The organism is Coprobacter sp. (assembly GCF_982436375.1).
The window spans coordinates 1-26,091 of the sequence record NZ_CEWDCG010000015.1; the positions used below are offsets into that span (position 1 = coordinate 1).

A 26,091-nucleotide genomic window follows, 5' to 3' on the forward strand; every position below is an offset into this window, starting at 1 on the left:
ATGTATGCTCCGTAGCGGCCGTTCAGTATTTCCAGATCGGGCTCTTCCGTGAAACTTTTGATTAGTCTTTGGCTTTCTTGTTCCCGTTTTTGATGGATAATGTCGATAGCTTCTTCTAATGTCACGGAAAGAGGCTCGTAAGTTTTTGGTAAAGAAACATATTTGTTATCGTGCCGGATATAAGGTCCGAATTTTCCGATACCGACAGTTACGGGTTTATCTTCGAAGTTTCCTAATGTTCGGGGCAGATCGAAAAGCCTGAGTGCTTCGTCCAGTGTAATGGAACTCATCGATTGCCCTTTTAATAAGGAGGCGAATAACGGTTTTTCTTCGTCTTCCGGCGTTCCGATTTGTACCAATGGTCCGAATCTTCCTATTTTGACCGATACCGGACGACCGCTTTTAGGATCAGTTCCCAATATCCGTTCTCCTACCTTATGCTCCATTCGGAGTGATTTTGCTTCTTCTACAACCGGGTGAAATAATTTGTAGAAATTATCGATTGCATTCGTCCATTCCAATTTACCTTCGGCTATATGGTCGAATTTTTCTTCGACGTTTGCCGTAAAATTATAGTTCAAAATATCCGGGAAAAATTCGGTGAGAAAATCAGTTACGACTGTCCCGATATCGGTAGGGAGTAGTTTAGCCTTTTCTGTTCCGGTGATTTCAGTCTTGGTTTTGTCTGTAATCTGATTATTTTTCAGGGTCAGAATATTATATGATCTTTCTTTTCCTTCCCGGTCGCCTTTTTCAATGTACTCACGTTGTTGTATCGTCGATATTGTCGGGGCGTATGTTGAAGGCCGTCCTATGCCTAATTCCTCTAACTTCCGCACCAGACTCGCTTCGGTATAACGTGCCGGGCGTTGGGTAAAACGTTCTGTCGCCTCGATCTCGGATATTGTAAGGTTTTCGTTTATGTGGATAGGCGGCAGCATCTTGCTGTTGTTTTCTGTATCCGATTCTTCATCCTGAGATTCGAGGTAAACGCGCAAGAATCCGTCGAATTTTAAAACTTCACCGATAGCTACAAATTTTTCGGCTCTGTTCGAGATTTTTATGGTTGCTGTCGTTTTTTCCAATTCGGCATCACTCATTTGAGAGGCTATGGTACGTTTCCATATCAATTCATATAGACGTCGTTCTTGGGAAGGGGCATCGATCTCATGATTATTGATGTAAGTCGGACGAATAGCTTCGTGGGCTTCTTGCGCTCCTTTCGACTTGGTATGATAGTTTCTTATTTTCAGGTACTTTTCACCTAATGTAGAGATAATCTCATCTTTTGCCGTATTGATTGCCAAACTGGACAAATTCATCGAATCGGTACGCATATAGGTAATGAACCCTGATTCGTAAAGACGTTGTGCAACCAACATCGTTTGAGATACCGAGAAACCGAGTTTACGGGCTGCTTCTTGTTGTAAAGTAGATGTCGTAAACGGTGCGGCAGGTGATTTATGTACCGGCTTTACGGCAATATCTTCGATTGAAAAATTTGCATTTTTGCATTGTTCGAGAAAGGCCAGAGCCTCTTCTTTTGTTTTGAAACGCTTGTTCAGTTCTGCATTTAGTTCGACAGGAACATTCTTTTCTCCCGGAATTAAAAAGGTCGCAATAACCCGGTATGCGGCTTCAGGAACGAAATTCTGTATTTCTCTTTCCCGTTCTACGATAAGACGGACAGCAACCGATTGTACTCGGCCGGCCGACAGTGCAGGCTTTACTTTTTTCCATAATACAGGAGAGAGCTCAAACCCGACGATTCGGTCGAGAACTCTTCGTGCTTGTTGTGCATCTACGCGATCCAGATCTATGCTTCTTGGATGTTCGATAGCGTTCAGTATCGCACTTTTCGTAATTTCGTGAAATACGATTCGTTTCGTATTTTCCGGTTTCAATTTCAATACTTCATATAAGTGCCATGCTATAGCTTCTCCTTCCCGGTCTTCATCAGATGCCAACCAAACGGTTTCAGCTTTTGCGGCCTCTTCTTTTAATGTTTCTACCAACTTTTTCTTATCGGCAGGTATTTCGTATATAGGAGTATAATTGTGTTCTATATCAATACTGAAATCTTTTTTCTTCAAATCGCGGATATGTCCGTAACTTGAGAGCACCTTGAAATCTTTTCCTAAGAATTTTTCAATGGTTTTCGCTTTTGCTGGAGATTCGACTATTACTAAATTTTTTTGCATATAGCAGTTTTTATTTTCTACTCTTGAGAGTTTGTTTCTTATTTATAACTGTTTTTTGAGGCACTTGTTTTCTTTTTCTCAGACTTATAGTGCCGTTTTTGTTTCTGAAATAATGAGAATAGGCTGAAAATTTATTCGGTGTTATTTCAGATGAAATCGGACAAATTTCAAGTGTGCGGCAAAATTAGAAAAAAAACTGATTGAATTTCAGAACTTTTGCTGTTAAAAATTTTTATGATTATCAAAAACAAGGCCGTAAATAGAGTTTTTTCTTTGTGAAATATTCTATTTACCGCCTTTGTGATTTGCCTTTAAAGAGAGGTAATATTTGCAAATTTGTTTATTCTGTCTCTGTTTTTATTTTATAGCCTTTTATATTTATGTTAGAAGCATACCCCTACTCCTGCCATGATATTGAAACGTTGTGCCGGCATTCCGTAGTACAGGTTGTAATGTTGTGCGAAAATGTTATTGGCTTGTACCAATAGGTGAACACTGTCGTTGAAACGATAGGTTGCTCCTAAATTGACATTGAAAATATTTTTCATTTTTCCGAAAGAGAAAAAATCTGCATCCGGTTTCAGATCTGTTTCTATAGTATTCCGGTATTCACGCCCGTTTGCTAAGTAAATATCCAGATCAAAGGCCAGATGTTTTGTTGCATTTACATCAAGACCCAGATTCCACTCGTTTACCGGAAGAGCTGTGCGTATCTTTCCTTTTCCATGTCGGTAATGCCATTCATTATGAGCCCAGTTGATCTGTGCCTTTACCCGATCTTTGTATTTGTAGTTTATATCGAATCCGATTTTCCAAGCATAGGCATCCATTGCGAAAAATGAAATGACATCTCGTGAAAGTACTCCGTCGTAGGCGATCAAAGTCCGGTAATCGAATAATGCATCTGTCGTTGTTTTTATTCCGGTGTATAAGTTTACATTAAAATTTGCCAGATAATTTGTTCTGAGTCCGAATGTCCAATCTGCCGGAGTGTAAGAATTTGTTGCCGGATGGGACGGGTCGGCATATATGCTCCGTACGGACATTTTGTTCATCGTGTTGAGCTCTTTGCCTCCTTCAAGAGAAGTAAACAAGAAGAATGATTTTTCGAACTCCCACTCCAGATTCAAATCCGGAGCGAAGCGGAAAGTCGTACCGTCATCGAATGAGATATCTACATTAAGTCCTGCCCTGAATTTCAGATTGTTTTTGGTAATATTGAAATTCGGATTTAGACGAATAACGGTATAGTTATATTGATCTTGACTGTAAATCAGGTTATCCATTCCTACTCCTAACCCGATGGCATAATATTTGCCGAACGGTGCACTGAGGTTAAAACGAGTCTCTATATGGTTTTCTGTCAGTCCGTTTTTATCCTCGTAAAGAAACCCGAGCCTGCTTTTATATCCGTTGTATCCTACCGATAAGTCATAATTCAGTTTTTCGTTGTCTTTGGATTCTATCCCCGTATGCAGAGAATATTGTTGCACGCGTTGTTGGTTTGTCATTTTGAATGTTTTCATACTTTCGGGAATAATATCCATTATTTCGGGGATAAGAGGCATTCCGTAATAATTGAAAGCATTGCTGCGGTATGCCCCTCCTATTTTCCATGACAATTTTTCGAAAGTATGTTTATAACTTAAATTCAGAATGTTGTCATTTCTTCGTTGAGTCACTTTTTTATCGTTTTCCAGATATTTTAGCTTTCCGTTTGTCGAACTGTGTTGATACCATACTCCTAACTGGTCGGTTTCACTGTCGAATATTCTGAATCCGGCATTGGCTGCGGCATTTAAATAGTTCCCCATTGCCAAATTTATATAGCTTTGTTTCGGATTGACGGCCGGTTGCATTCCGAAATTTCCGGAAGGGAGTATTTGCAGTATAGGCCCTGTAGTCATCGGTACAGCCCAATCCGAATAACGGATAGACGGTTTGGTGACTACGGGATTATCTATTTCGGGTAACGTGTTTATTTTGGAGGCGTCGTTTACGATTGGGGTAAATTCTTTCTCTATCGTTACTTCCCTTTTCAGGGATTCTTCTTTATTTTCTTGAGCCGAAGCAATACTGCAAGTCGACAGTAGTGCTACAAATACATACATCTTTTTCATAGGCTTTCTGTTTTACGAAGTTATTTACCTATTTGTTTCAATCGGTTTTCTATCATGTTTTGAATATCATCTTGAGCATTGTAATTGTTTTGAAGGCTCAAAAGGTATTGTTTTGCTTGGAAATTTTCTTTTTTGGCAATATTTATGTCCGCCAATAAAATAAATGCCCGGGCAAGCCAATATTGATGAGAAGTTCCTGCTTCGATGAAAAGGTTTATCTCTTTTTCGGCATCGGCACTTTTTTGTCGGTCGAAATAGTATTGGGCTAACCGATAGGCTGCTTCAGCTCCTTGGGAGGTACGGGTATCCCGGGAAAGAATTTTCCATTCTTCGGCCGCTTTATCGATGTTTCCTGTCGAAACAAGAGCGTTAGCCTTTTCATATCGGGCCTCGGACATCCATTCCGGAGAGAGATTCGGGTCTTCTAAAAGTTTATTGGCTATGGCTATTATTTCTTCGTTCTGTTTCAGTTCTTTTGCCATTCGCAATATACCGAGTCTTGCCGTGAGGCGGTTCTCTTTTCCTGTCGCTTTTATTTCGAGTACTTTATATGTATTCAGGGCGGTCGGATATTCTTTGCGGATAACCTGTATGTCGGACAGTTTGACCAATGTTTCTTCTGCTAACGGAGAATCCGGTTGTTGCAGCACTTTTTGAAGTTCGGCTTCGGCTTCGTCGTATTTTTTCTGATCATAATAGAAACTTCCTAAATAATAGTGTGCCGGAATCAGAAATGCTCCTTCAGGATAAGTCTGAATATATTTTATCAGTCCGTCTGCCGAAGAATTTGTAGGAGCTTTTAAAAACGCCCTTTCTGCCGCTAAGAAGGCTAATGAGTCGAGTTCGGAAACTTCATATTTCACTGCCCCTCCGAGAGATTCTAAATAAGAAGCGTAAGCTGCAATATCATTTTGGTCGAGATAAACCGCCTTCAAGTCATCGATAGCTACTTTAGCCTCATCGCTTCCGGGATAATTCCCTATGACTTGTTTATAAGCGGCAATCGATTTTTCCGGTTGGTTGCTATTGAAATATGCGATACCTAATTGTATGCCGGCTTTGCGGGCGGGTACTGTTTGGGGAAATTCCCGTATCAGTTTCTCAAAGACCGATACTGCCCGGTCGTTTTGTTGTATCGCCGTGTAGGTAAGCCCTTGTTCTAATAAAGCGTCATCAATGTATTCCGAGTGCGGATAGTCTTGTAAAAGATTCTGAAGTATAGATATTTTCTCATTATATTTTCTTTGGAGTCCCGCCATTATTCCTTTCTGGTAAAGCGCATAGTCTCCGGTCGTCGGAGCAATTTCTCTTGCTTTGGCATAACTCTCTTCTGCTTGTGCAAATTGCCTTGCAGAGTAGAAACAATCTCCGATTCTGTTCCATGCATCGGCTATCATGTTTTTTGCCGAACTCTCTTTCGAGGAATTGACATATTGTCGGAAACTGTTTCGGGCAGAGACGAAATCGTGCTGTTTGAAATATGCATACCCGAGATTATAGCGAGCTAAAGGATCGATGTTTTTGTTTGAAGAAAGGTATTGGCGATAATTGGCTGCCGCATCGGCGAATTTCCCTTCGCGGTAGTCGCATTCTCCTTTCCACAGATATGCTTGTGAGCGGGCATTTGCATCATAATTGCCCAATTGAATCGCACTCGAAAAATATTTTCGGGCTTCAGAAAGATTATTGTTCGTGAAACTTTCTGTACCAAGCCGGAAAAGAATGCGCTGTTTGGCTTTCATAATTTTATCGGTGGGCCTTTTGATTTTGTTGATAGAGTTCAATGCCGCGCCATAATTGCGGGATGTCATATAAACATCGACCAGATAATCATTAATTGCGTCTGCATATCTTGAAGAGGGAAATAGATTCAGAAATTTCTCGAAAACAGTTACCGATTCTCCAAAAGGAGATACTGTGCTCTCGTGAATATTCAAGGCATAGTTGTATAATGCCGTTTCTTGTACCTGACGGTCGAAATCATATCGTGAAGCTATGTCGAAGGCAAGTCGCGCATTCGTTTTATCTCCGGTTTTGAGATAACTTTGTCCTAAATAGAGATATGCGTTTTGCATTAAAGCGTCATTACCTGTCGTTGTCTGTTTCAGATATTCGATGGCAGACGGGTAATTCCCTGATTTGAAATATGCAATGCCTAATAAATATAAACTTTCGCGTAGCGGATCTTTTGTGTTCGTTACATAACGGTTCAGATATTGGATAGCGTTATCGTTATCTCCTTCATAGTAATAGCTTTCTCCGACAATGCGGTTTATCTCGGAGTTGAATTCATGATCGGGATATTCGGATAATAATTGTAGCCCTTCTTGTATAACTTGACCGTATTGTTGATCATTAAGAGCTATTTGGGCTAAATAGTATTTCGCATTAGCTCCGAACTCCGGGTTGTTTTTTACTTGAGAAAAGCCGGCTTTTGCTCCGTTGTACTGTTTGCCGGTGTAATCGATATAGGCGTTGTAGTATATCGATGCTTCCCGGTATTTTTTCCCTACCGAACTAAGTGCGGAAAAATAAGGCTTTGCTTTTTCTGTATTTCCGCTTTTTAGTTGTGATAATCCGGCTCTGAAAAGGTATTCCTCCTGATCTTCGGGAGATAATCGCTCCATATCTACTAAAGCGTATTGGCGATTGGCCTTTTCGTATTTCCGGTCGAATAGGTAAAGATTCCCGATCAGCATCCGGGCTTTGGGGATATCGGAGGACCAACCGTATTGTTCTATGAATTTTTCCAAGAGCTTTAAGGCTTGCGGACTTCGGTTGGCATAGGACGATACGGCAATCATATAGTCGGCTTCCTGATTCAGTTTCGTGTCTTTACTGAGTGTCTTGAAATGGGTCAATAAATCGATGCATCCGTTATAATTGTGTACCTGAAACATTTTCTTCCCTTTCGCAAAAATGATATAGGGTGTTTCACTTCGGTAAGACACTTGTCCCTGAACGGAATACAGGGATAAACTTAAACAGAACAATAAAGTATATAATAAACTCCGTTTCATGTCGATTTACGTTTTGTATAGATTGTGTTTGCTTTATCAAACAAAAATAAAAAAACTTTATGGTTGCCGTCTTAACTTCTTATTTATTAACTTTATTTTTTCAATCATTTGTATTTTATGGTTTTATGGCCCTCAATATTTCCCGTTTCCCCGCCGGTGGACCTTGCAGCCTTTCCACGATGAGTCCTGCTCTTTGTAACCGTCTTCTTACCTCGCCTTTTGCACAATAAGTTGTGAGTATTCCTTGGGATTTCATCGATCGGCTTATTTTTTCGAATATCTCTTCGCTCCATAAATTCGGCTGTTTTTCCGGAGCAAAAGCATCGTAATATATCAAATCGAAAGATTGGTCGGGTAAAATTATTTGTTCCATATCTCCCTTTATTTTGTGTAGAGTGAAGTTCGGTGTTATTTCGATCGGTTTATCCCATTCTGCCAGATGTATTGTTTCGAAAAGCGTTGCTTGTTCCGGAGCGATCGTGTCTTGATATTTGAGGCTGTTTGCCTGTTCTGCTGTCAGAGGATAGAGTTCTATTGTGTGATAAACGGTTTTTCTTTGAAACTTTTCACTCTCGAGTAATGTGAGAAAAGCGTTTAGCCCTGTTCCGAACCCGACTTCGAAAATTGTTAAAGGATCGGCTTTTGAGTAGTGGAATCCTGTTTGTATGAATATATGCAGCGATTCGGTCAATGCACCTTTGACGGAATGATAATGTTCATCTATTTCGGGAATATATAGTGTTGCCGATCCGTCTGCCGTTATTTCGATTTGAGGTTGTTTCATATATTTTGGAGCTTTATGAAAAATAGAACTAAATTTGTCCGCATTTCGTTATTTTACACAAAGGTATAAAAACCGGATGTTATGAAAAAGTTCTTTATTTCTCTTCTTTTGATGTGTTTATTCTTTTTTGACGGACAAGCACAGCAAACTTATGCGGTAAAAGGGAGAGTGGTGGATCGGGAGAGCCGAGAGCCGTTGTCTTTTGCATCGGTATCTGTATGGAATTCTACGCAAGGAGTAATGACGGACAGTCTTGGAAATTATGTGATTGAGAATCTTGTTCCGGGAATGTATCGGTTACAGTTTTCTATTGTCGGTTATAGAACCTACGTGACACCGGAGTTTAGGGTTTCATCTCATGATTATCGCATCGATGTGGAGTTGGAAGAGAATCAGGTCGATTTGAAAGAAATCGAGGTGGTCGCATCTCCGTTCAGAAGATCGTTGGAAAGTCCTATTTCCTCCCGAGTGATCGGATTACAGGAGATAGAGAAAAGTCCGGGTGCTAATCGGGATATTTCTAAAGTTGTCAACTCGTTTCCGGGAGTAGCTTCTGCTGTCGGAAACGGATATCGAAATGATTTGTTGGTACGAGGGGGTGGTCCATCCGAAAACCGGTTCTATTTAGATGGGGTGGAAATTCCGAATATAAATCATTTTAGTACACAAGGAGCTTCGGGAGGTCCTGTCGGCATTATAGATGCCGATTTTATTAGAGAGGTTAATTTTTATACCGGAGCGTTTCCTGCCAATCGGGGGAATGCGCTCAGTTCGGTATTGGATTTTAAATTGCTCGACGGAAATACGGAAAAACGTACCGTAAAAGCTACAGTAGGAGCATCTGAAGTATCTTTGACATCTAATGGCTATATTACCAAGAATAAAAAAACAACTTATCTGGTATCTGTGCGACAGTCTTATCTGCAACTTCTTTTCAAAGTGCTCGATATGCCGTTTCTTCCCCGTTATACGGATGCTCAGTTTAAAATTAAGACTCGTTTTTCTCAAGCTCATGAGCTGACATGGATAGGATTGGGGGCTATCGATAATATGAAATTAAATACCGATACAGACCCTAAAGATGAGTCTAAACAATATTTATTGAATTATCTTCCGGTAATTAAGCAGCAGACATACACGCTCGGAGCTGTATATAAACATTATGCCGGCCGGCATACTCAAACGTTGGTATTGAGCCGGAGTTTTATGAATAACAATAACCGGAAATATCTGAATAATGACGAGTCTTCTCAAGAAAATCTGACCTTACGTTATAATTCGGATGAAATAGAGAATCATTTCCGTTTCGAGAATCGTTCATTATTCGGAAATTTTAATGTGAATGCCGGTGTGAATTTAGATTATGTGACTTATACAAATCGGACTTTTCAGAAAATTTTTTCGGAGCAGGCGAAAGAGATTCTCTATGAGACAGATTTGAATCTTTTTAAATGGGGCGTTTTTGCAACTGCCGGATATGAGTCTCCGGATGAACGTTTTACGGCTTCTCTCGGTGTCAGGTTTGATGCGAATACATATTCTTCTAAAATGAATAATCCGCTCAAGCAGTTCTCTCCCCGACTTTCCCTTTCGTATAAATTTTTTCCGAATTTTTATCTGAACGGAACAGTCGGGCGCTATTATCAGCTTCCTGCGTATACGACAATGGGTTATAAGGAATTTGGTATATTAGTGAATAAAGCAAACGGATTATTGTATCAACGTTCTGATCAAACTTCACTCGGAGTGGAATATCATTTTGGGAAAAACGCTGAAGCTACAATCGAGGGTTTTTATAAAAAATATAGTCATGCTCCGCTTTCTTTGCAAGATGGCATTCCTTTGGCTTGTAAAGGTGTAGATTATGGCGTTTCCGGGAATGAGGCGGCTGTTTCTACTGCACGCGGAAGGGCTTATGGAGTCGAGTTTATGTTTCGTTGGTTTGGCAGTGGAAAATTTAATTTGTTAACTTCATATACTTATTTCCGCAGTCAGTTTATTCAACCGTCTACAGGGAAATACCTGCCTTCAGCTTGGGATAACAGGCATTTGCTTACTCTATCGGGCACTTATAAATTACCGAAGAATTGGGATATCGGGTTAAAACTCAGGGTTATGGGCGGAGCTCCTTTTACACCGTATGATGAAAAACTCTCTTCTATTGTGTCGGCATGGGATGCTACTGCTCGTCCTTATTATGATTACGGTTTGTATAATACCGGGCGTTTGAAAACGTTTTCTCAAATTGATTTTCGCCTTGATAAATCGTTTTATTTTAAAGGAGTAATGCTCGGTATTTATATCGATCTGCAAAATATCGGAAATTTTAAATATGACAGTCAGCCCGTGTTGGTAAGTACGGGAGTTGTCGATCCGCAAATATACCCTGACGGAAATCAACATTATAAAATGAAATATATCCGGCAACAGAGTGGTACTATATTACCTACGCTGGGACTGACAGTCGAGTTTTAGAGCTTATATGTCGACTCGGATAAAATTTAAACAGTTTTTTAATATTCCAAGACATGGGAGGTTATATCGGACTTTTTTTCACAAAGGCGGTCTAATGCATCACATATATTAGTATATTCGAAAGTGAAACCGTTTTTTTCTAATTTGTAAGGAATGGCATGTTGTCCCTCAGTGAGTAGTACAGATCTTTCTCCTAAGATCGCTCTGAGCAGATATGGCGGAATTGTCCATAATACCGGACGACGAAGCTCTTGCCCGAGGGATTTTGCCCATAGTGCATTGTCTGTAATATCCGGTGCCGAACAATTTAAAACACCTTTCAATTCGGTATGTTCGATGATGAACCTGTAGATGCGTAACAGATCGGTTAACATTATCCAAGGAAAAGCTTGTTTCCCTGATCCTATTTTCCCTCCTAACCCATAACGAAACAAAGACGCTAAAGGCGGGAATATACCACCGTCGGTTGATAATACCGGAGCTAAACGGGTAATGACCAGACGAGTTTGCGGGGTTACTTGTTCTGCTTCTTTTTCCCATTTACGGCAAATGTAAGCTAAGAACGTAGGTGTGTAAACTTCTGCGTTTTCGATATAAGCGCCATCTGACGGATAATAGCCTATTGCAGACGTGGATACGAATAGGGATGGAGGAGTTGGCTGTTCGTTAATTGCCGCAACAAGCTTAGCTGTTGTTTGTATGCGGCTGTTGAAAATCTCTTTTTTATATTCACGAGTCCAACGGCGGTTTAGCGGAGCTCCCGCCAGATTGAATATGCGGTCTGCTCCATTGAGTTTATGAACGAGAAGATCGAATTTACCTGTAATGAAATCTTCTCGAGAAAGGGTTATGATTTCGTCACCGATGCTCTTTAACATGGAGCAAAGGTGTTGTCCTATAAATCCGGATGCTCCGGCTATTATTGTTTTCATACGCTTATATCATTTGGGAAATCCCCGGAATGATATAAGCTTTTCATTCATCAGGATTTCCGGTTTTTTAATTCTGCCGAGTCCACCCACTTAAAAAGTTTGTCGGAAGGTCTTATTTTTTCGTTTAATTGTATAGAAAACCGTTCTCCTTTTACTGTTTTGTTTACTGGTTTAAGATTTACCCTTATCTCTTCGACTTTTGCCGTTATCGCTCCGGTTGTAGGCCCTGTAACCAGAATTTCTTCTCCTACATTCAGAGATGAGGTCTCCATTTGAAATTCGGCTACTCCCAGTTTAGAAAAATATTTGATTCCTTTCCCCAAATATACTTTGACTTTGGTTGCTTCAGAACCATAGTTTTTGCTCCATTCTCCGAGCCGTTGTCCTAAATAGTAGCCATTCCAGAAACCTCTGTTGAAAACAGTGGACAAGCGGTTGTTCCAGTTTTCGATTTTTTCATCGGTGAAACTTCCGGATAAGCAGGCTTCTACCGCTTCCCTGTAACATTCGGTTACGGTGCGGACATATTCTGCTCCTCGGGCACGTCCTTCTATCTTAAAAACTCTAACACCGGAATCGATCATTTTGTTTAAAAAATGGATCGTTTTCAGGTCTTTCGGGGACATGATATATTGATTGTCAATATCCAGTTCTACCTCGCTGTCTTTATCTTTTACCGTATATCCCCTCCGGCATATTTGCATACATGCTCCCCGATTGGCAGAGGCATTCATTTCGTGCAGGCTCAAGTAACATTTTCCCGATACGGCCATACAAAGAGCTCCGTGTGCGAACATTTCGATGCGGATAAGTTTTCCTCCCGGACCTTTGATTTGCTCGTCGCAAATACGTTGATATATGTGAGATACTTGATTCATGTTCAACTCTCGAGCAAGTACGACTACATCTGCGAATTGGGCATAGAATTTCAGAGCTTCAGCATTAGAAATATTGAGCTGTGTCGAAAGATGCACTTCTACACCAATGCTTCGGGCATATGTCATTGCGGCTACATCGCTTGCAATGATCGCCGATATTTCGGCTTCCTTGGCTGCATCGATAATACTTCGCATTAATGTGAGATCTTCATCGTAAATGACCGTGTTGACGGTGAGATAACTTTTCATGTTGTTTTCTCTGCAAATACGGGCGATTTCGTGCAGATCGTGTATTGTGAAATTATTAGATGAGCGGGCTCTCATGTTCAGTCCTTCTATGCCGAAATAAACAGAGTTAGCTCCTCCTTGAATCGCTGCGGTCAGCGATTCATAAGAGCCTACCGGAGCCATTATTTCAAAATCGGTTATGTTCATTTTAATGAGGTATTTATTTTCCGGTGATAATTTTCCGGATATCGTTGAGTTTGTTCAAGGCCTCCATCGGTGTCAGATTGTTGATGTCGATATTTATGATTTCGTCTCTTATCTGACTCAGAACGGGATCGTCGAGCTGGAAAAAACTGAGTTGCATGCCTCCTGCCGCAGCAGGAGTTATTTCCGGCGTCTTTTTAGACACAGTTCCTTGCCGATTATTACTTTCGAGTTGTTTCAGTATATCCCCTGCCCTTTTGACGATACTTTGCGGCATTCCCGCCATTTTGGCCACATGGATACCGAAACTGTGTTCACTGCCGCCTTTTACCAGCTTTCGGAGAAAAATAACTTTGTTATCTATTTCTTTGACCGAAACATTATAGTTAGCGATTCGTTTGTAGGTCTTCTCCATGTCGTTAAGCTCATGGTAGTGAGTTGCAAAGAGTGTTTTGGCATGAGCTCTCGGATGTTCGTGAATATGCTCTACGATTGCCCATGCGATCGATATTCCGTCATAGGTACTTGTCCCTCGTCCCAATTCATCGAAAAGTACCAGACTGCGGTTAGATATATTATTCAGAATATCAGCGGCTTCGTTCATTTCTACCATGAATGTAGATTCTCCTAAAGAGATATTATCTGAAGCTCCCACCCGTGTGAATATTTTATCTACGACACCGATATGTGCAGCTTCGGCAGGAACGAAGCATCCGATTTGTGCCAAGATCACAATCAGGGCGGTTTGTCGTAATAGTGCCGATTTACCTGCCATGTTCGGCCCGGTAATCATTATAATTTGTTGTGTATCATTGTTGAGCAATACATTATTCGTTATGTATGATTCTCCCGGCGGCAGTTGTTTTTCGATAACGGGATGTCTGCCTTCTTTGATGTCTATCTCTAAAGAATCGTTTACTTCGGGACGGATATAACGGTTTTCTTTTGCTATTTTTGCAAACGACAGCAAGCAGTCGAGTCGGGCTATTTGCGTGGCATCATGTTGAATGGCAGGTATGTATTCATTCAATGCCAGTATAAGTTCATTAAATAGCCGGGTTTCGAGAGTTATGATCTTTTCTTCTGCACCTAAGATTTTTTCTTCATACTCTTTTAGTTCTTGAGTAATATAACGTTCGGCATTTACTAAGGTTTGTTTCCGTATCCATTCTTCCGGAACTTTGTCTTTGTGCGTATTGCGAACCTCTATGTAGTAGCCGAATACGTTATTGAAGCTGATTTTCAAACTCGGAATGCCTGTTCGTTCTATTTCTCTCTGTTGGATATGAAGCAGATAATCTTTTCCGGAGTAAGACATTTCTCTCAGTTCATCGAGTTCAGTATTTACACCTTTGCAGATAATTCCTCCTCTGTTGACTAACGTCGGAGCATCGGGATTTATCTCTTTCTCGATGCGGTCTCTTATCAGCGAGCAGGGGTTTAATTGTTCTCCGATACTTTGTAGAACAGGTTCTCCTGATCGGATGCAAATATCCCGTATCGGCTCTATTGCCGATAACGCTACCTTGAGCTGTACCACTTCCCGAGGAGAAATACGGCCTACGGCCACTTTGGATATGAGTCGTTCCATATCTCCGATCAGAGAAAGTTGCTGGTCTATTTCTTCTTTTACCTCCGGTTCTTTAAAAAAGTACTCTACAACATCCAACCTTTCGTTTATGGGACGTATATCTTTTAGTGGAAATACAATCCAGCGTTTGAGCATACGTGCGCCCATCGGACTTGTTGTCCGGTCTATGACATCCAATAGGCTTTTACCGCCTTCATTCATCGTATTGAGCAATTCCAGGCTACGGACTGTAAATTTGTCGAGGCGGACATAGCGTTCTTCTTCGATACGAGAAAGAGCCGTTATATGAGAAATTTGTTTATGTTGTGTAATATCGAGATAATAGAGCAATGAACCGGCGGCAATGATCCCGTTCTTTAAAGTATGAACACCAAATCCTTTCAGATTTTTGGTTTCGAAATGTTTTAATAATCGGTCGGTTGCCGCGTCTTCGGTAAAGATCCAATCGTCTAATTCGAACGTGAAAAATCTAGTTCCGAAGTGTTCTTCGAATTGTTTTCGTTTACTGCGCTCGAACAGAACTTCTTTAGGGCCGAAATTGTTGAGCAATTTGTCTATGTAGTCATAATTTCCTTCTGCAGTCAGAAATTCTCCGGTAGAGATGTCAAGGAATGCAATTCCGCAAATATTTTTTCCGAAATGAATGCCTGCCAGAAAATTGTTCTCTTTATGGTTAAGGATGTTGTCATTTATGGATACTCCCGGAGTTACTAATTCCGTAATACCCCTTTTTACCAGTTTTTTTGTCAGTTTGGGGTCTTCGAGTTGCTCACAGATGGCCACTCGTTTACCGGCACGGACGAGCTTGGGTAGATAAGTATCGAGTGCATGATGCGGAAATCCGGCTAATTCTACGTATTGAGCAGAGCCGTTTGCTCTTCGGGTTAATGTGATTCCTAAAATTTCAGATGCAGTTATGGCATCTTCCGAAAAAGTTTCATAAAAGTCTCCTACCCGAAATAACAATATAGCGTCGGGATGTTTTCCTTTCATCTCGATGTATTGCTTCATCAGCGGAGTCTCGACCATTTCTTTTGCCACAGCTTTAACGATTTATCGGTTGTTGTTATGCATTATTCAGACAAGCAAAGATACGGATATATTGTGAAAAAAGAAAGTTCGGAAAAGATCGTTTCTTTTGAGGTTATCGAGAATTTATCTTGGAGTCTGTTTTAATTTTCTGTAAAGTAATCTCTTCATGATTATTTGTGAAATCTTTTTATCCATAAAATTTAAATGGCTGTTTGTTCTATTTGTCAGATTCTGAAATATCTTATATTTTTGCATATACCCTGTTCGGGATGAGATTAATTGAAAGCTATATATAATGAATCAGGAAAATAAAGAGGTCTGTTTGGTTCCCGTCGGAGGTTTGGCGAACCGAATGCGTGCGATTGTTTCGGTTTTGAATGCTTGTCAGAAAGCCGGAGTGAAGTTGAAGATCGTATGGTTTCGTAATCGGGAATTGAATGCTCCTTTTTATTCGTTGTTTAATCCGTTGAGAAGTTTAAATGTTACGGTAAAAGAAGCTGCTCGAATTGATTTTCTCCGTTATTATCGTCCGGTGAAAAAAAATCTATGGCTTTCTAAATATTATCTTCGTTCGCATTTCGATAAGGTATTGAGTATGACGAATTGTATTCCTATCGTGCGGGATGAGCAGAATCTTGTGAATTTGATTTCTGAAACGGAGCGTTTATATATAGAATCTTGTTATGATATGGGAAGTTATCGGAACATAAGAGAGATTATGTCTCCTAATCGAAGGCTGTCCCGTAGAATTGATGATTTTGTTGCTGAACATTTCGGAGAACGTACTATCGGGGTTCATGTTCGCCGAACGGATAATAATAAAGCGATACAGAGCAGTCCTTTGGAACTGTTTATAAAAGCGATCAGGCACGAATTAGAAATAGATGGGAATGTCCGTTTTTTTGTCGCTTCCGATTCGGACGAGGTTAAACATGAACTTTTAGACAGATTCGGAGATCGCATTATTACGGTTTTTGAGAGTTGCGATCGGAATAGCCGACAGGGAATAGAGAACGGATTGACCGATTTGTACTTACTTTCGCGGACATGCAAGATTTATGGTTGTGTCGGAAGCTCTTTTACCGAGGTTGCTGCTTTGATCGGAAATATCGAATTGATCGTGCTGTCGATATAGAATTTTGTTTTGGGAAAGATATATTCCGAAGTTTACCTTCTGCACAGAAAAAAGAGATAAAAACTAATCGTGTTTTATTTCTCTTTCTCTTTGATGATTCTTCGAATCCCTTTTTGTATAGATGTCAGACCGAATTGTGACGGGTCTATCTCGTTTCGGGGTATGAACCATGCTTCGGTTACATCATCTTGCGCTGTAATACCGGATGTTTCTAATACATCGCATTCGAAAAACAAATCCATAGTAGGAATATTCAGTCCTGAATATTTATAAGTATTAGGCAAAGAAAACAGATATCGGGTTGCCGTTACGGTAAGTCCGGTTTCTTCTTTGACCTCCCGTATAACAGCTTCTTCTGCCGTTTCGTTCAAGTCTGTAAATCCTCCGGGCATATCCAATGTCCCTTTTGCCGGATCTTTAGCTCGTCGGCATACGAGAATATCGCCTCTTGTATTGGTTATTACTGCCACAACTGCAGCTTTCGGATTTATGTAATCAATGAAGCCGCAAGTTTCGCAACGTTTCGATTGATTGTTGTTTTCGATGAATTTATTCGATCCGCATACGGGACAAAATCGAAATAATTCTAACGGGTGTGACATTACTTTGGCTTCTATTTTTTAGATTTTAAATTTTGATTTATATTCAGTATTTTGTTATAAGCTGCCTTGTCATTTAATATTTCCAAAGCTTTGTCCAGGTCTTCGTCTTTTCGTAATGATTGACGTATTTCTCCTTTTTGATGATAATATCTTTTTACTATTTCTATAGTAAGCAGTTCTTCTATATCTTTTCGGAAGGTATCGAGATCTTTGTCTAAATTATGGCTCAGCTTGTTTTCAAGAGCTTTAAATTCTTCGGATGCTTCGTCAAGATAGCCTTCGAATTGTGCTACTTTTCGCAATTCGTTGAGTACTTTGTCGCTTTGACGATCATATTTAAAGTCCTTGCTTTTTACAAATTCTTTGAAATCATTATAATCTTCATCTGTCAGTTTAAATTCTCCTATGGGAGCTATTGTCGGATGCTTTGCCGCATATCGGTTGGCATAGTCGAAGATTATCAAATCGTTTACTAAATAGAAACAGATATTTGCTGGATTCTCTTTTTCGACTTCGATATCCGGTTTAATTCCTCCTCCGTCTCTCACAATACGACCGTTAGCTGTTTTAAAGGCTGTGGTCAAACTATCGGGAATGCGCCCTACGCTTCCGTCCGGATTACGGTGCGAATAGTCTATTGCCTGTATTAAACGTCCACTGGGAATATAGTATTTTGCCGTAGTTACTTTTAGTGTCCCGTTGTACGGAAGTGTCCGGGTGGATTGTACTAATCCTTTCCCATAAGTTCGTTCTCCTACGATGACTGCCCTATCGAGATCTTGTAGTGCTCCCGATACGATTTCAGATGCAGAAGCCGAACCGCTGTTCACCAATACGACAAGCGGTATTTCCGTATCGATGGGCTCTTGAGTAGTTTTGTAGGTTCTGTCCCATTGTTTTATTTTTCCACGAGTGGAGAGAACTTCTTTTCCTTTGGGAACAAAATAGTTGACGATCTGTACAGCTTCCTCCAGAATTCCTCCGGGATTTCCTCTCAAATCGAGTACCAAAGATTCTATTTGTTGATTCTTTTTAAGATCTAACAGTGCATCTTTTACTTCTCCGGCAGCCTTGTCCGTAAAGTTAGAAAGATATATATATCCGGTTTTATCTCCGACAATTCCATAATAAGGAACAGCATTCATCTGGATCTTTTTCCGGGTGATTTCTTTGGTAATAGGTTCTTTGACATCAGGGCGTTCGACAGTTACTATGACAACCGTGTTTGCAGTACCTTTAAGCATTTCACTGACTTTGTCCGATTTTAATCCGTGAGTGGGAGTTCCGTCAATTTTTATTATTTTGTCTCCCGGTTTCAGTCCTGCTATTTGTGCCGGCATACCTTCATAAGGCTCGGATATATAAGTGTCGCTGTCACGATAAACGATTAGCGAGCCTATACCGCCGTATTCTCCGGTCGTCATAAACCGGAAATCTTCTTTTTCGGATTCAGGGATATAGTTGGTATAAGGATCGAGACTTCCTAACATGCTGTTTATTCCTTTGGTAATTACCTTTTCCGAGTTTATCGTATCGACATAAAACATATTCAGCTCTTTCATTAAAGCATTGAATATTTCCAGGTTTTTGGCAATGTCGAAGTTTTTTTTGTCCGGAGTGAATGACCCGAACAAAATTATTGCTGATAAACAGACTGCCGGAATGCCGGCTTTATTTAAAATCGTTCGTTTGTTAAAACGTATCATTTTTATCTCGATTATAATTATTTTGTTTTAAAGCCTATATTAAACAGGCTCTAAGGTAGAAAAACTCTTTTCTATTTTCTTAAAATTTCTCCGACTTTTAACTTTATTTCATCCCAACGCTTATCATCCATGCCAGTCCCGATGACTTCTATAACATTTCCGGAAAGAATCGATCCGATTTTTCCGGCTGTTTCAAGTGGCAGATTCATGGATAGTGCATAAAGAAATCCTGCCGCATACAGGTCTCCGGCACCTGTCGAATCGATACATTTCGCTTTAGTCGCTTTTACTTCGGTATAATAGTCGCCCTGTTGTATTATAGATCCGTGTGAACCGCATTTTACTACTGCAATGTCGCATTCTCGGGATAAGATCGCCGCGGCTTCTTTCGCTTCGTGTCCGGTATAGGCATAGGCTTCTTCTTCGTTTGCAAAAGCGATATCGATATATTCCCGGATCAGTTCTTGGAAAAAGTCGTGATTTTCTCTGATGACATTGTAGCTTGCCATATCCAAAGAAATTCTCAGTCCGGCTTCTTTAGCCAATTGAACGGCACGGCGGATTAGGTGCGGATCTTGTACCAGATATCCCTCTATTTGCAGGAGATCATATCCGTTGAACATTTGAGGAGAAAGTTCTTCTGCCGTAAGAGTTGCTGCTGCTCCGAGATAAGTTCCGAAAGTGCGTTCTCCATCGGGAGTGATTAAAGTCATAGCGCATCCTGAGGCAATATCTCCTTCGATAAGATGGGTTTGTATTCCGTGATTTTCGAGAGCTTTACGATAGAATTTTCCATAACTGTCATGGCCGATTTTTCCTATAAAACCGGTTTCTATTCCCATACGGGTAAGCCCGGATAATGTATTGGCAGTAGATCCTCCGCTTGCCATGAATGTGTCGAAGTCCTCGAACATTGCCATTATTTTCAATAACTTATCTTCATCGATCAGTTGCATTCCTCCTTTTAGAAGTCCCATCTCTTGGATACATTCGTCAGAGTTCAGAATTGCTAATACGTCTGTCAGGGCATTTCCCAGTCCTATTACTCTCATTTGTCTGTTTTTGTCGTGCCTTTTCCGGCCGGCACAATGTTTGATCTTCCGATTTATTACTGTCTGTAAAAACGGGTATTTTATGTGAATGAAAAATTTTTCTGCAAATATATTGCATAATTGGAAATAACACATTACTTTTGCACTGCATTTTTAAGGGAATGTAATCTTCTTCAGTAGCTCAGTCGGTTAGAGCATCTGACTGTTAATCAGAGGGTCGTTGGTTCAAGTCCAACCTGAAGAGCCGATTTTGATATTTTTATTCTTCAGTAGCTCAGTCGGTTAGAGCATCTGACTGTTAATCAGAGGGTCGTAGGTTCAAGTCCTACCTGAAGAGCGAAAAGTCGGTACATATCATACCGGCTTTTTTTATTTTCTTTTTGTTGTTGAATTGTATAAGGGTTGTGAACAAAATAGAAAAAGCGATTTGATTCAAAATCAAATCGCTTTTTATTGTTGTCTCACCAGGATTCGAACCTAGACAGGCAGAACCAAAAACTGCAGTGCTACCATTACACCATGAGACAATCCTATGCTTTGAGTCTATCTCAAAAGCGATGCAAAGATAGTGTAAAGATTTTTATTGACAAAATTCTTTACTTTTTATTTTGCAATAATTAAGAAATAGTTCTTTTTACCTTTTTGTACCAGAATATATTTTCCGTTTAATAGGTCCTTTTCGGATATTTCTTTGTCGAATTGGAGAAGTTTTTCTTTGTTGACAGATACTCCTCCGCCTTGAGTTATTTTACGCATTTCTCCTTTTGAGGGGAAGACGGCGGCTTTTTCGGTTAAAAGATCGACAGCTTTGATTCCCTGTATGAGCTCGTTTTTAGAGATTTCAAATTGCGGTACACCTTCAAATACGGCCAAAAGAGTGTCTTCATCGAGTTTTTTCAGTTGTTCCGATGTCGAGTTTCCGAAAAGAATATTCGAGGCTTCTACGGCAGCTTCATAATCTTCTGTAGAATGTACCATTATCGTAATTTCCTTTGCCAACCGTTTTTGTATAGGCCGCAGATGTGGTGCAGCATGTTGTTCTTCGATAAGGGCGTCTATTTCCTCTTTGCTGAGCGCTGTGAATATTTTGATATAACGTTCGGCATCGGCATCGCTTACATTCAGCCAGAATTGGCAAAATTTGTATGGAGATGTATAGCGTGGGTCGAGCCACACGTTTCCGGATTCTGTTTTTCCGAATTTCCCTCCATCGGCTTTAGTAATTAAAGGGCAGGTGAGGGCGAAAGCTTCTCCTCCGGTTGTCCGGCGAATTAATTCTGTTCCGGTAGTGATATTTCCCCATTGGTCAGAACCTCCCATTTGCAACTTGCAATTTTTTGTTTTGTACAAGTAGGTAAAGTCGTATCCTTGTACCAATTGGTATGAGAATTCTGTGAATGACAGTCCGTTGCTTCCCTCTCCGGCAAGACGCCTTTTTACAGAGTCTTTACTCATCATGTAATTGACTGTGATATATTTTCCTACATCCCGGATAAAGTCCAAGAAAGAGAAATTTTTCATCCAATCGTAATTGTTGACCAACTCTGCAGCGTTGGGTGCATCCGACTCGAAATCTAAAAATTTGGAGAGTTGTTTTTTGATCGCTTCTTGATTGTGACGTAATGTTTTTTCATCCAGTAGATTGCGTTCTTGGGACTTCATAGAGGGATCTCCGATCATTCCGGTAGCGCCGCCGACCAGAGCGATAGGCTTGTGTCCGGCTCTTTGGAAATGCTTCAACATCATGACACTTACAAGGTGGCCGATGTGTAAAGAATCTGCAGTCGGGTCTATACCTACGTATGCAGTCGTCATTTCTTTCTGTAATTGTTCTTCTGTACCGGGCATTATATCGTGAATCATGCCCCTCCATTTTAGTTCTTCTACGAAATTCATTTTTTGACTATATTATGATATTTATCTATTGCAATTTGATAATTGTTGCTTCAGGGCAAAGATACATATTAAAAACAAAAAACGGAGTGTATGGCAGAACCAAAAGTTTTATTATGTATTTTTTCTTATCGGGATAAATCGAAAAGTTCGGAAAAGTTTGTACCGATCGATATGATGAGCTCGTTTTCTGGAATCTGCCGTATTTCGGCAATTTGCCGGTAAACGGTTTCGATATCGATATTACTGTCGTCGGTTTCGAGAAATAATCGGTGCAATGGTATTATTCGGGCGGTTTCGGGATTGAACTTGTGTCCGATCGAAATTCTGAAACCGTGTTGAATGAGTTCTGTTGCTAACTGAGGTTTTCCTCTGAATCCATGAATAATCCATTCTTGACGGGCTGCGGTTTCTTTTCGTAATTTTATCAGTTCATTGAAAGCCTTTACGCAATGGATAATCATCGGTTTTTTACTGTTCTCGGCAATTTCTATTTGTTGTTTAAAGATGGTTATTTGAATGTCTATCGGGGTATCGGTCAATTTATCGAGTCCGCATTCTCCGATTGCAAGCAGTTGCGGAGATTCTGCTATTCGGGATAACTGCGATGTCAACGACATCGGGTCTGTCGAGGCTATATGCCAAGGGTGTATGCCTGCGGAGAAATAGACACCCGGATATGCATCGGGGGAGGTAAAGCTATTTTTATAAGGCAGATTGCATATACTTAGTTTTCGATCGGTTGAAAGGGAAAGGTCGTGTGTATGCAGGTTGTAATAAGTCATATCATTATGTTTAAGGTACAGGATCATAACCGCTTCCTCCCCAAGGGTGACAACGGCAAATTCTTTTTATTGCCAACCAGAGGCCTTTGAACGGACCGTGTTTGCGAATGGCTTCGATTGCATATTCCGAACATGTAGGGACAAACCTGCAGGTTTGAGGTTTGAGAGGAGAAATACATGCCCGATAAAAGTAGACGGGTATTAATAGTAGTAAAGATAAAACTCTTTTCATGAATCATTCGGCTTTGGGAGATTTTTTTCGCAAGATTCTTTACATACCTTTTCTTTTAATTTTTGGAGTAAATCTTTTAGCTTTTTCTCCAATGTTTGATAATCGAGAATTTCCCTATCTAAATAAAGGATTGCCATATCCAAAGCTGTTTCTTGACTTTGAAGCGTATCGGTGAGAATATGTTTATTTTTTCGATAAGCTTCTTTTATTCGCCTTCGGATAAGATTTCGCTTTACCGCTCTTTTAAACCTCTTTTTAGGGATACTGACAAACATAGATACAGGAACATTGTCTGTATCGGAGACAGACCGATATACTATCCGGTAGGGATAGACGATGAATGAATTCCCTGATGTAAAAAGGGCATCTATCCGTTTTTTTCCGCAAAGTCGTTCTGCCTGTGTTAATTTGAAGTTTGCCATTCGATACCAATTAGAAAGCGAAAAATATGGTACAAAGATAGCAAAAATAGCTGGATTTAATTAGTAAAGTATCGGTACGGAATTTTTGGATACAAGAATGTTCATTAATGGAATCTGTGCAATATCGATATTGAATGCCATTTTGCGGAGGATATTATGATTTGTCGTGTATTTTAATCGTATTTATATGATATTCAATCTAAATCCTACTTGAATCGCTGCTGCTGTATTGGAGACTTGTAGGGCAGAAAGAATATTTTGCCGGTGTCGGTAAACCGTGTTTGTAGAGATATTCAAAATGTCTGCAATTTGTTTGCTGCTGTGTCCTTTTGCCAATAACGTCAGTACTTCTTTTTCACGTGGGCTTAGTAATAAGTTGTCGTATAACTGATATTCTTTTTGCTGTACTACTTTACCATTCTTATTGTTTACGATTTGTCCTGATGTCAAAGTCGGGGTCTCTATGTAAGGTGTGTATGTGCAAAGTGATAGCCAAATGCTACCGTTAGGCAAACTTTCTAAATAATAAGAACGGTGCAGAACCGGAATCGTATTGCCATTTTGTAATTGAAAGTGAATGAGGCATATCGTGTTATAGTTTTTCCTTTCTCTGATTTCATTTGCACGTTGAAAATGAAAATAACGTAATTCTAAAACGTGTCGTTCGATCAAATCGTCAGCGGGGATGCAGTTGAATATTTCATCTTCAAAAGCAGAGTCGATAATTAGACCGTTTTGAGAGATTCCGATATTTTGACCGAAATTTCCGGCATCAATATAGCTCGTGTTTTTTCGTAAATCTGACAGTACGGCAACCCCGTTGTCTATTTGGACAAATGAGCGGACTTGCATTTTTCTGTTTTCAAGAATTTCATATTCCCATGTTGTTGTCCCAAAATCTTGCTCAGTGAGCAGTGACCTCAATTCTTGTTCCTGATGATTTGGCATAAATTGGTTAATTTTGACTATTGTCTTGTCGAAATAGAGTGACTAATTTTGCTGTACAAAAATACTTATAAAACAGATGAAATTATGAATAAAACATTTATTTATTGGACTTTATTAGGTATAAGTTTGTGCGTGAGCAGTTGTGAATCGCACCATAATCCTCAAAAAGCTACAGACAAGGATAGTTTATCTACGATTGATCAAATTGATGAATTGAAAGGAACAGATTGTGATATTAAATTGGGTAATGTCATCTTTACTAAAGCTGTGAACGGTGCTGATACTTTGGTTCGGATTAAAGATAATGGAATATTGGAGTTCAGGTGCGGAGGGAAGAGAGACTTTTTTTGCGATCCGAATGACGGAAAGTTGTCTAATAAGACCGCTCCGCTTTTGTTGACAAAAGTCAATAATTCGCGACCTTTTACTTTTACGGCTAAAGTTTCACCTCAATTTACTGCTACGGACACTTATAATGCTGCGGATTTGTTTGTTTTTGTTAATGACACGATATGGCAGAAGTTTGCATTCGAACAAGATGAGCGAGGTAAACACCGGATTGTCACTGTGCGTACGAGAGGAACCTCGGATGATAATAATCATGAAGAAATAGCCGGCTCTTCGGTTTATTTGAAAATATCTTCTGATACACATACTATAGCCAGCTATTATTCGACAGATAAGAAGACATGGCAGTTGGCTCGTTTGTATAAAAACGATTATCCTCAAGAGTTGTGGGTAGGTATTTGTAATCAATGTCCGCAAGGAGAGGGGAGTGTCAGTTTTTTTGAGGATATTTCTTTAGAACAAAGCAGTGTGAGCGATTTTCGGTTGGGAAATTGATTTGTATCTACTCGAAAAAACGCCTCCCTCTTTAATCCTTAATGAATAAAGAGGGAGGCATTTTATTTTATAACATATTTTCATTTTAAGTTTGTTCGTTCACAGGATAGCCGGTTTTTGCAAACTCAAAAAGAATGGGGTGTATTATTTCTTAGACGATTTGTTTTGTTCTTTAAAGAAAAGTTCCAATGCGGCTGTCATCGACGGGGCTTCCGGACGAGGAGCTTCGATATCGAGTCTGAGTCCGGCATCCCTTACCGCTTTTGCCGTTGTCGGTCCGAAGCATCCGATTTTGATATCTTGCTGCTCGAAATTCGGGAAGTTTTTCAGTAATGAATTGATTCCTGAAGGGCTAAAGAAAATCAGCATGTCATAATCGAATTTTTCTTCGGGGGCAAAATCGTTACTTACCGTACGGTACATTACCGCTTTTGTGTAATCGATTTTGTTTTTGTCAAGTAACGGATATTCGCCGTTATTGACATCTGATACCGGAAAAAGGAATTTTTCATCGGAATGTTTTATTAAGGCAGGAACAAGATCGTCCAGTTTCCCTGTATTTCCGAAAAAGATTTTTCTTTTTCGGTAGACGATATATTTTTGCAGATAGAGAGCTACCGATTCGGTCACACAGAAATATTTCATCGTTTCCGGAATCGTTACCCGCAATCCTTCACACAACTTGAAAAAATGATCAATTGCTGTTCTTGCCGTGAAAATAATAGCTGTGTAATCCAGAATAGAAATTTTTTGTTGTCTGAATTCTTTTGGGGTTATTTCTTCTACCTTAATGAAAGGACGAAACTCAATATTTACACCGTACTTTTCTGCAATGTCGAAATACGGAGATTTCTCAGAAGCTGGCTTTGGCTGAGAAACGAGTACTTTCTTGACTTTCAAAATGTTAGTATTTTAAATTCTACAAATTGGTAAATCAAAATCACACCTTTGTAAATTAGAAATAAAGGCATGATTTCAAGGGCGCAAAGGTACAAAATAAAGTACAGA

At 40.0% G+C, this 26,091-nt stretch carries 20 protein-coding genes and 2 tRNA genes; 5 read left to right on the top strand and 17 right to left on the bottom strand.

Going from position 1 to position 26,091, the window contains the following annotated elements; translation table 11 throughout:
* From topA to mnmC2, 4 genes are all read right to left on the bottom strand, one after another.
* On the bottom strand, nt 1–2,201 hold a 2,201-nt coding region (topA, locus tag AC1WHX_RS01770; protein ID WP_481228823.1), incomplete at its 3' end, for a type I DNA topoisomerase.
* Between the two features lie 383 nt (nt 2,202–2,584).
* Nucleotides 2,585–4,321 (bottom strand): TonB-dependent receptor, encoded by a 1,737-nt coding sequence (locus AC1WHX_RS01775; RefSeq protein WP_147412086.1) that lies wholly within the window; start codon nt 4,319–4,321, stop codon nt 2,585–2,587.
* Nucleotides 4,322–4,341: 20 nt separating this feature from the next.
* Nucleotides 4,342–7,341 carry a tetratricopeptide repeat protein gene (locus AC1WHX_RS01780; RefSeq protein WP_022389689.1) on the bottom strand — a complete coding sequence of 1,000 codons (3,000 nt, stop codon included), beginning with the start codon at nt 7,339–7,341 and terminating at the stop codon, nt 4,342–4,344.
* 115 nt (nt 7,342–7,456) lie between these two features.
* The gene (gene mnmC2 / locus AC1WHX_RS01785; RefSeq protein WP_009318388.1) at nt 7,457–8,125 is read right to left on the bottom strand and encodes a tRNA (5-methylaminomethyl-2-thiouridine)(34)-methyltransferase MnmC2; all 669 of its coding nucleotides are present in this window, start codon (nt 8,123–8,125) and stop codon (nt 7,457–7,459) included.
* A gap of 81 nt (nt 8,126–8,206) precedes the next feature.
* On the opposite strand from mnmC2, the gene AC1WHX_RS01790 reads away from it, so the two are divergent.
* A complete protein-coding gene (locus tag AC1WHX_RS01790) occupies nt 8,207–10,600 on the top strand; it encodes a TonB-dependent receptor (RefSeq protein WP_418236497.1) in 2,394 nt (797 codons plus the stop codon).
* A gap of 38 nt (nt 10,601–10,638) precedes the next feature.
* Here AC1WHX_RS01790 and AC1WHX_RS01795 read toward each other — a convergent pair whose 3' ends face one another.
* The 3 genes from AC1WHX_RS01795 to mutS are packed head-to-tail and all read right to left on the bottom strand — an operon-like array spanning nt 10,639 to nt 15,462.
* Nucleotides 10,639–11,532: a TIGR01777 family oxidoreductase gene (locus tag AC1WHX_RS01795; RefSeq protein WP_022600098.1), complete on the bottom strand. Its 894-nt coding sequence runs from the start codon at nt 11,530–11,532 to the stop codon at nt 10,639–10,641.
* Nucleotides 11,533–11,582: 50 nt separating this feature from the next.
* On the bottom strand, nt 11,583–12,845 hold the full coding sequence (locus tag AC1WHX_RS01800) for a peptidase U32 family protein (RefSeq protein ID WP_122304603.1): 1,263 nt from the start codon (nt 12,843–12,845) through the stop codon (nt 11,583–11,585).
* A 13-nt stretch (nt 12,846–12,858) separates the two neighbouring features.
* The gene (gene mutS / locus AC1WHX_RS01805; protein WP_417040039.1) at nt 12,859–15,462 is read right to left on the bottom strand and encodes a DNA mismatch repair protein MutS; all 2,604 of its coding nucleotides are present in this window, start codon (nt 15,460–15,462) and stop codon (nt 12,859–12,861) included.
* Nucleotides 15,463–15,760: 298 nt separating this feature from the next.
* On the opposite strand from mutS, the gene AC1WHX_RS01810 reads away from it, so the two are divergent.
* Entirely contained in the window at nt 15,761–16,600 is an 840-nt protein-coding gene (locus AC1WHX_RS01810; protein ID WP_122304601.1) for an O-fucosyltransferase family protein, read from the top strand.
* 74 nt (nt 16,601–16,674) lie between these two features.
* On the opposite strand, the gene AC1WHX_RS01815 is transcribed toward AC1WHX_RS01810, so the two are convergent.
* From AC1WHX_RS01815 to AC1WHX_RS01825, 3 genes are all read right to left on the bottom strand, one after another.
* Nucleotides 16,675–17,202 (bottom strand): NUDIX domain-containing protein, encoded by a 528-nt coding sequence (locus AC1WHX_RS01815; RefSeq protein ID WP_278583768.1) that lies wholly within the window; start codon nt 17,200–17,202, stop codon nt 16,675–16,677.
* Nucleotides 17,203–17,213: 11 nt separating this feature from the next.
* Nucleotides 17,214–18,908: a S41 family peptidase gene (locus AC1WHX_RS01820; RefSeq protein ID WP_022600110.1), complete on the bottom strand. Its 1,695-nt coding sequence runs from the start codon at nt 18,906–18,908 to the stop codon at nt 17,214–17,216.
* Between the two features lie 71 nt (nt 18,909–18,979).
* Nucleotides 18,980–19,960, bottom strand: coding sequence for an adenosine kinase (locus AC1WHX_RS01825; RefSeq protein ID WP_195596099.1), 981 nt, complete (start codon nt 19,958–19,960; stop codon nt 18,980–18,982).
* 170 nt (nt 19,961–20,130) lie between these two features.
* Between AC1WHX_RS01825 and AC1WHX_RS01830 the strand changes: the two genes are divergently transcribed.
* Together AC1WHX_RS01830 and AC1WHX_RS01835 are read left to right on the top strand one after the other, a co-directional pair.
* A tRNA-Asn gene (locus AC1WHX_RS01830) sits at nt 20,131–20,204 on the top strand.
* 19 nt (nt 20,205–20,223) lie between these two features.
* Nucleotides 20,224–20,297: transfer RNA gene (locus AC1WHX_RS01835), tRNA-Asn, on the top strand.
* A 266-nt stretch (nt 20,298–20,563) separates the two neighbouring features.
* Here the strand turns inward: AC1WHX_RS01835 and tyrS are convergent.
* From tyrS to AC1WHX_RS01860, 5 genes are all read right to left on the bottom strand, one after another.
* Nucleotides 20,564–21,856, bottom strand: a complete 1,293-nt coding sequence (gene tyrS, locus AC1WHX_RS01840) for a tyrosine--tRNA ligase (RefSeq protein WP_303117212.1) — start codon at nt 21,854–21,856, stop codon at nt 20,564–20,566.
* A gap of 125 nt (nt 21,857–21,981) precedes the next feature.
* Entirely contained in the window at nt 21,982–22,638 is a 657-nt protein-coding gene (locus AC1WHX_RS01845) for a TatD family hydrolase (protein WP_031258189.1), read from the bottom strand.
* A 10-nt stretch (nt 22,639–22,648) separates the two neighbouring features.
* Entirely contained in the window at nt 22,649–22,870 is a 222-nt protein-coding gene (gene yidD, locus AC1WHX_RS01850) for a membrane protein insertion efficiency factor YidD (protein ID WP_009318399.1), read from the bottom strand.
* Nucleotides 22,867–23,292, bottom strand: a complete 426-nt coding sequence (gene rnpA / locus AC1WHX_RS01855; protein WP_009318400.1) for a ribonuclease P protein component — start codon at nt 23,290–23,292, stop codon at nt 22,867–22,869. The genes yidD and rnpA overlap by 4 nt, the downstream gene beginning before the upstream one ends.
* A gap of 183 nt (nt 23,293–23,475) precedes the next feature.
* Nucleotides 23,476–24,240, bottom strand: coding sequence for a response regulator transcription factor (locus AC1WHX_RS01860; protein ID WP_481228824.1), 765 nt, complete (start codon nt 24,238–24,240; stop codon nt 23,476–23,478).
* An 84-nt stretch (nt 24,241–24,324) separates the two neighbouring features.
* Between AC1WHX_RS01860 and AC1WHX_RS01865 the strand changes: the two genes are divergently transcribed.
* A complete protein-coding gene (locus AC1WHX_RS01865) occupies nt 24,325–25,083 on the top strand; it encodes a DUF1349 domain-containing protein (RefSeq protein WP_302545435.1) in 759 nt (252 codons plus the stop codon).
* A gap of 144 nt (nt 25,084–25,227) precedes the next feature.
* Here the strand turns inward: AC1WHX_RS01865 and AC1WHX_RS01870 are convergent, their stop codons facing one another.
* Nucleotides 25,228–25,983: a uroporphyrinogen-III synthase gene (locus AC1WHX_RS01870; RefSeq protein ID WP_009318403.1), complete on the bottom strand. Its 756-nt coding sequence runs from the start codon at nt 25,981–25,983 to the stop codon at nt 25,228–25,230.
* Nucleotides 25,980–26,090, bottom strand: a complete 111-nt coding sequence (locus AC1WHX_RS01875; protein WP_481228825.1) for a DUF4271 domain-containing protein — start codon at nt 26,088–26,090, stop codon at nt 25,980–25,982. The genes AC1WHX_RS01870 and AC1WHX_RS01875 overlap by 4 nt, the downstream gene beginning before the upstream one ends.
* Nucleotide 26,091: the final 1 nt, after the last annotated feature.

Coding starts and splice junctions, on each gene's coding strand:
- AC1WHX_RS01775 (WP_147412086.1), bottom strand. CDS start 4,321: ATGAAAAAGATGTATGTATTTGTAGCACTACTGTCGACTTGCAGTATT.
- AC1WHX_RS01780 (WP_022389689.1), bottom strand. CDS start 7,341: ATGAAACGGAGTTTATTATATACTTTATTGTTCTGTTTAAGTTTATCC.
- mnmC2 (WP_009318388.1), bottom strand. CDS start 8,125: ATGAAACAACCTCAAATCGAAATAACGGCAGACGGATCGGCAACACTA.
- AC1WHX_RS01790 (WP_418236497.1), top strand. CDS start 8,207: ATGAAAAAGTTCTTTATTTCTCTTCTTTTGATGTGTTTATTCTTTTTT.
- AC1WHX_RS01795 (WP_022600098.1), bottom strand. CDS start 11,532: ATGAAAACAATAATAGCCGGAGCATCCGGATTTATAGGACAACACCTT.
- AC1WHX_RS01800 (WP_122304603.1), bottom strand. CDS start 12,845: ATGAACATAACCGATTTTGAAATAATGGCTCCGGTAGGCTCTTATGAA.
- mutS (WP_417040039.1), bottom strand. CDS start 15,462: ATGGTCGAGACTCCGCTGATGAAGCAATACATCGAGATGAAAGGAAAA.
- AC1WHX_RS01810 (WP_122304601.1), top strand. CDS start 15,761: ATGAATCAGGAAAATAAAGAGGTCTGTTTGGTTCCCGTCGGAGGTTTG.
- AC1WHX_RS01815 (WP_278583768.1), bottom strand. CDS start 17,202: ATGTCACACCCGTTAGAATTATTTCGATTTTGTCCCGTATGCGGATCG.
- AC1WHX_RS01820 (WP_022600110.1), bottom strand. CDS start 18,908: ATGATACGTTTTAACAAACGAACGATTTTAAATAAAGCCGGCATTCCG.
- AC1WHX_RS01825 (WP_195596099.1), bottom strand. CDS start 19,960: ATGAGAGTAATAGGACTGGGAAATGCCCTGACAGACGTATTAGCAATT.
- tyrS (WP_303117212.1), bottom strand. CDS start 21,856: ATGAATTTCGTAGAAGAACTAAAATGGAGGGGCATGATTCACGATATA.
- AC1WHX_RS01845 (WP_031258189.1), bottom strand. CDS start 22,638: ATGACTTATTACAACCTGCATACACACGACCTTTCCCTTTCAACCGAT.
- yidD (WP_009318399.1), bottom strand. CDS start 22,870: ATGAAAAGAGTTTTATCTTTACTACTATTAATACCCGTCTACTTTTAT.
- rnpA (WP_009318400.1), bottom strand. CDS start 23,292: ATGGCAAACTTCAAATTAACACAGGCAGAACGACTTTGCGGAAAAAAA.
- AC1WHX_RS01860 (WP_481228824.1), bottom strand. CDS start 24,240: ATGCCAAATCATCAGGAACAAGAATTGAGGTCACTGCTCACTGAGCAA.
- AC1WHX_RS01865 (WP_302545435.1), top strand. CDS start 24,325: ATGAATAAAACATTTATTTATTGGACTTTATTAGGTATAAGTTTGTGC.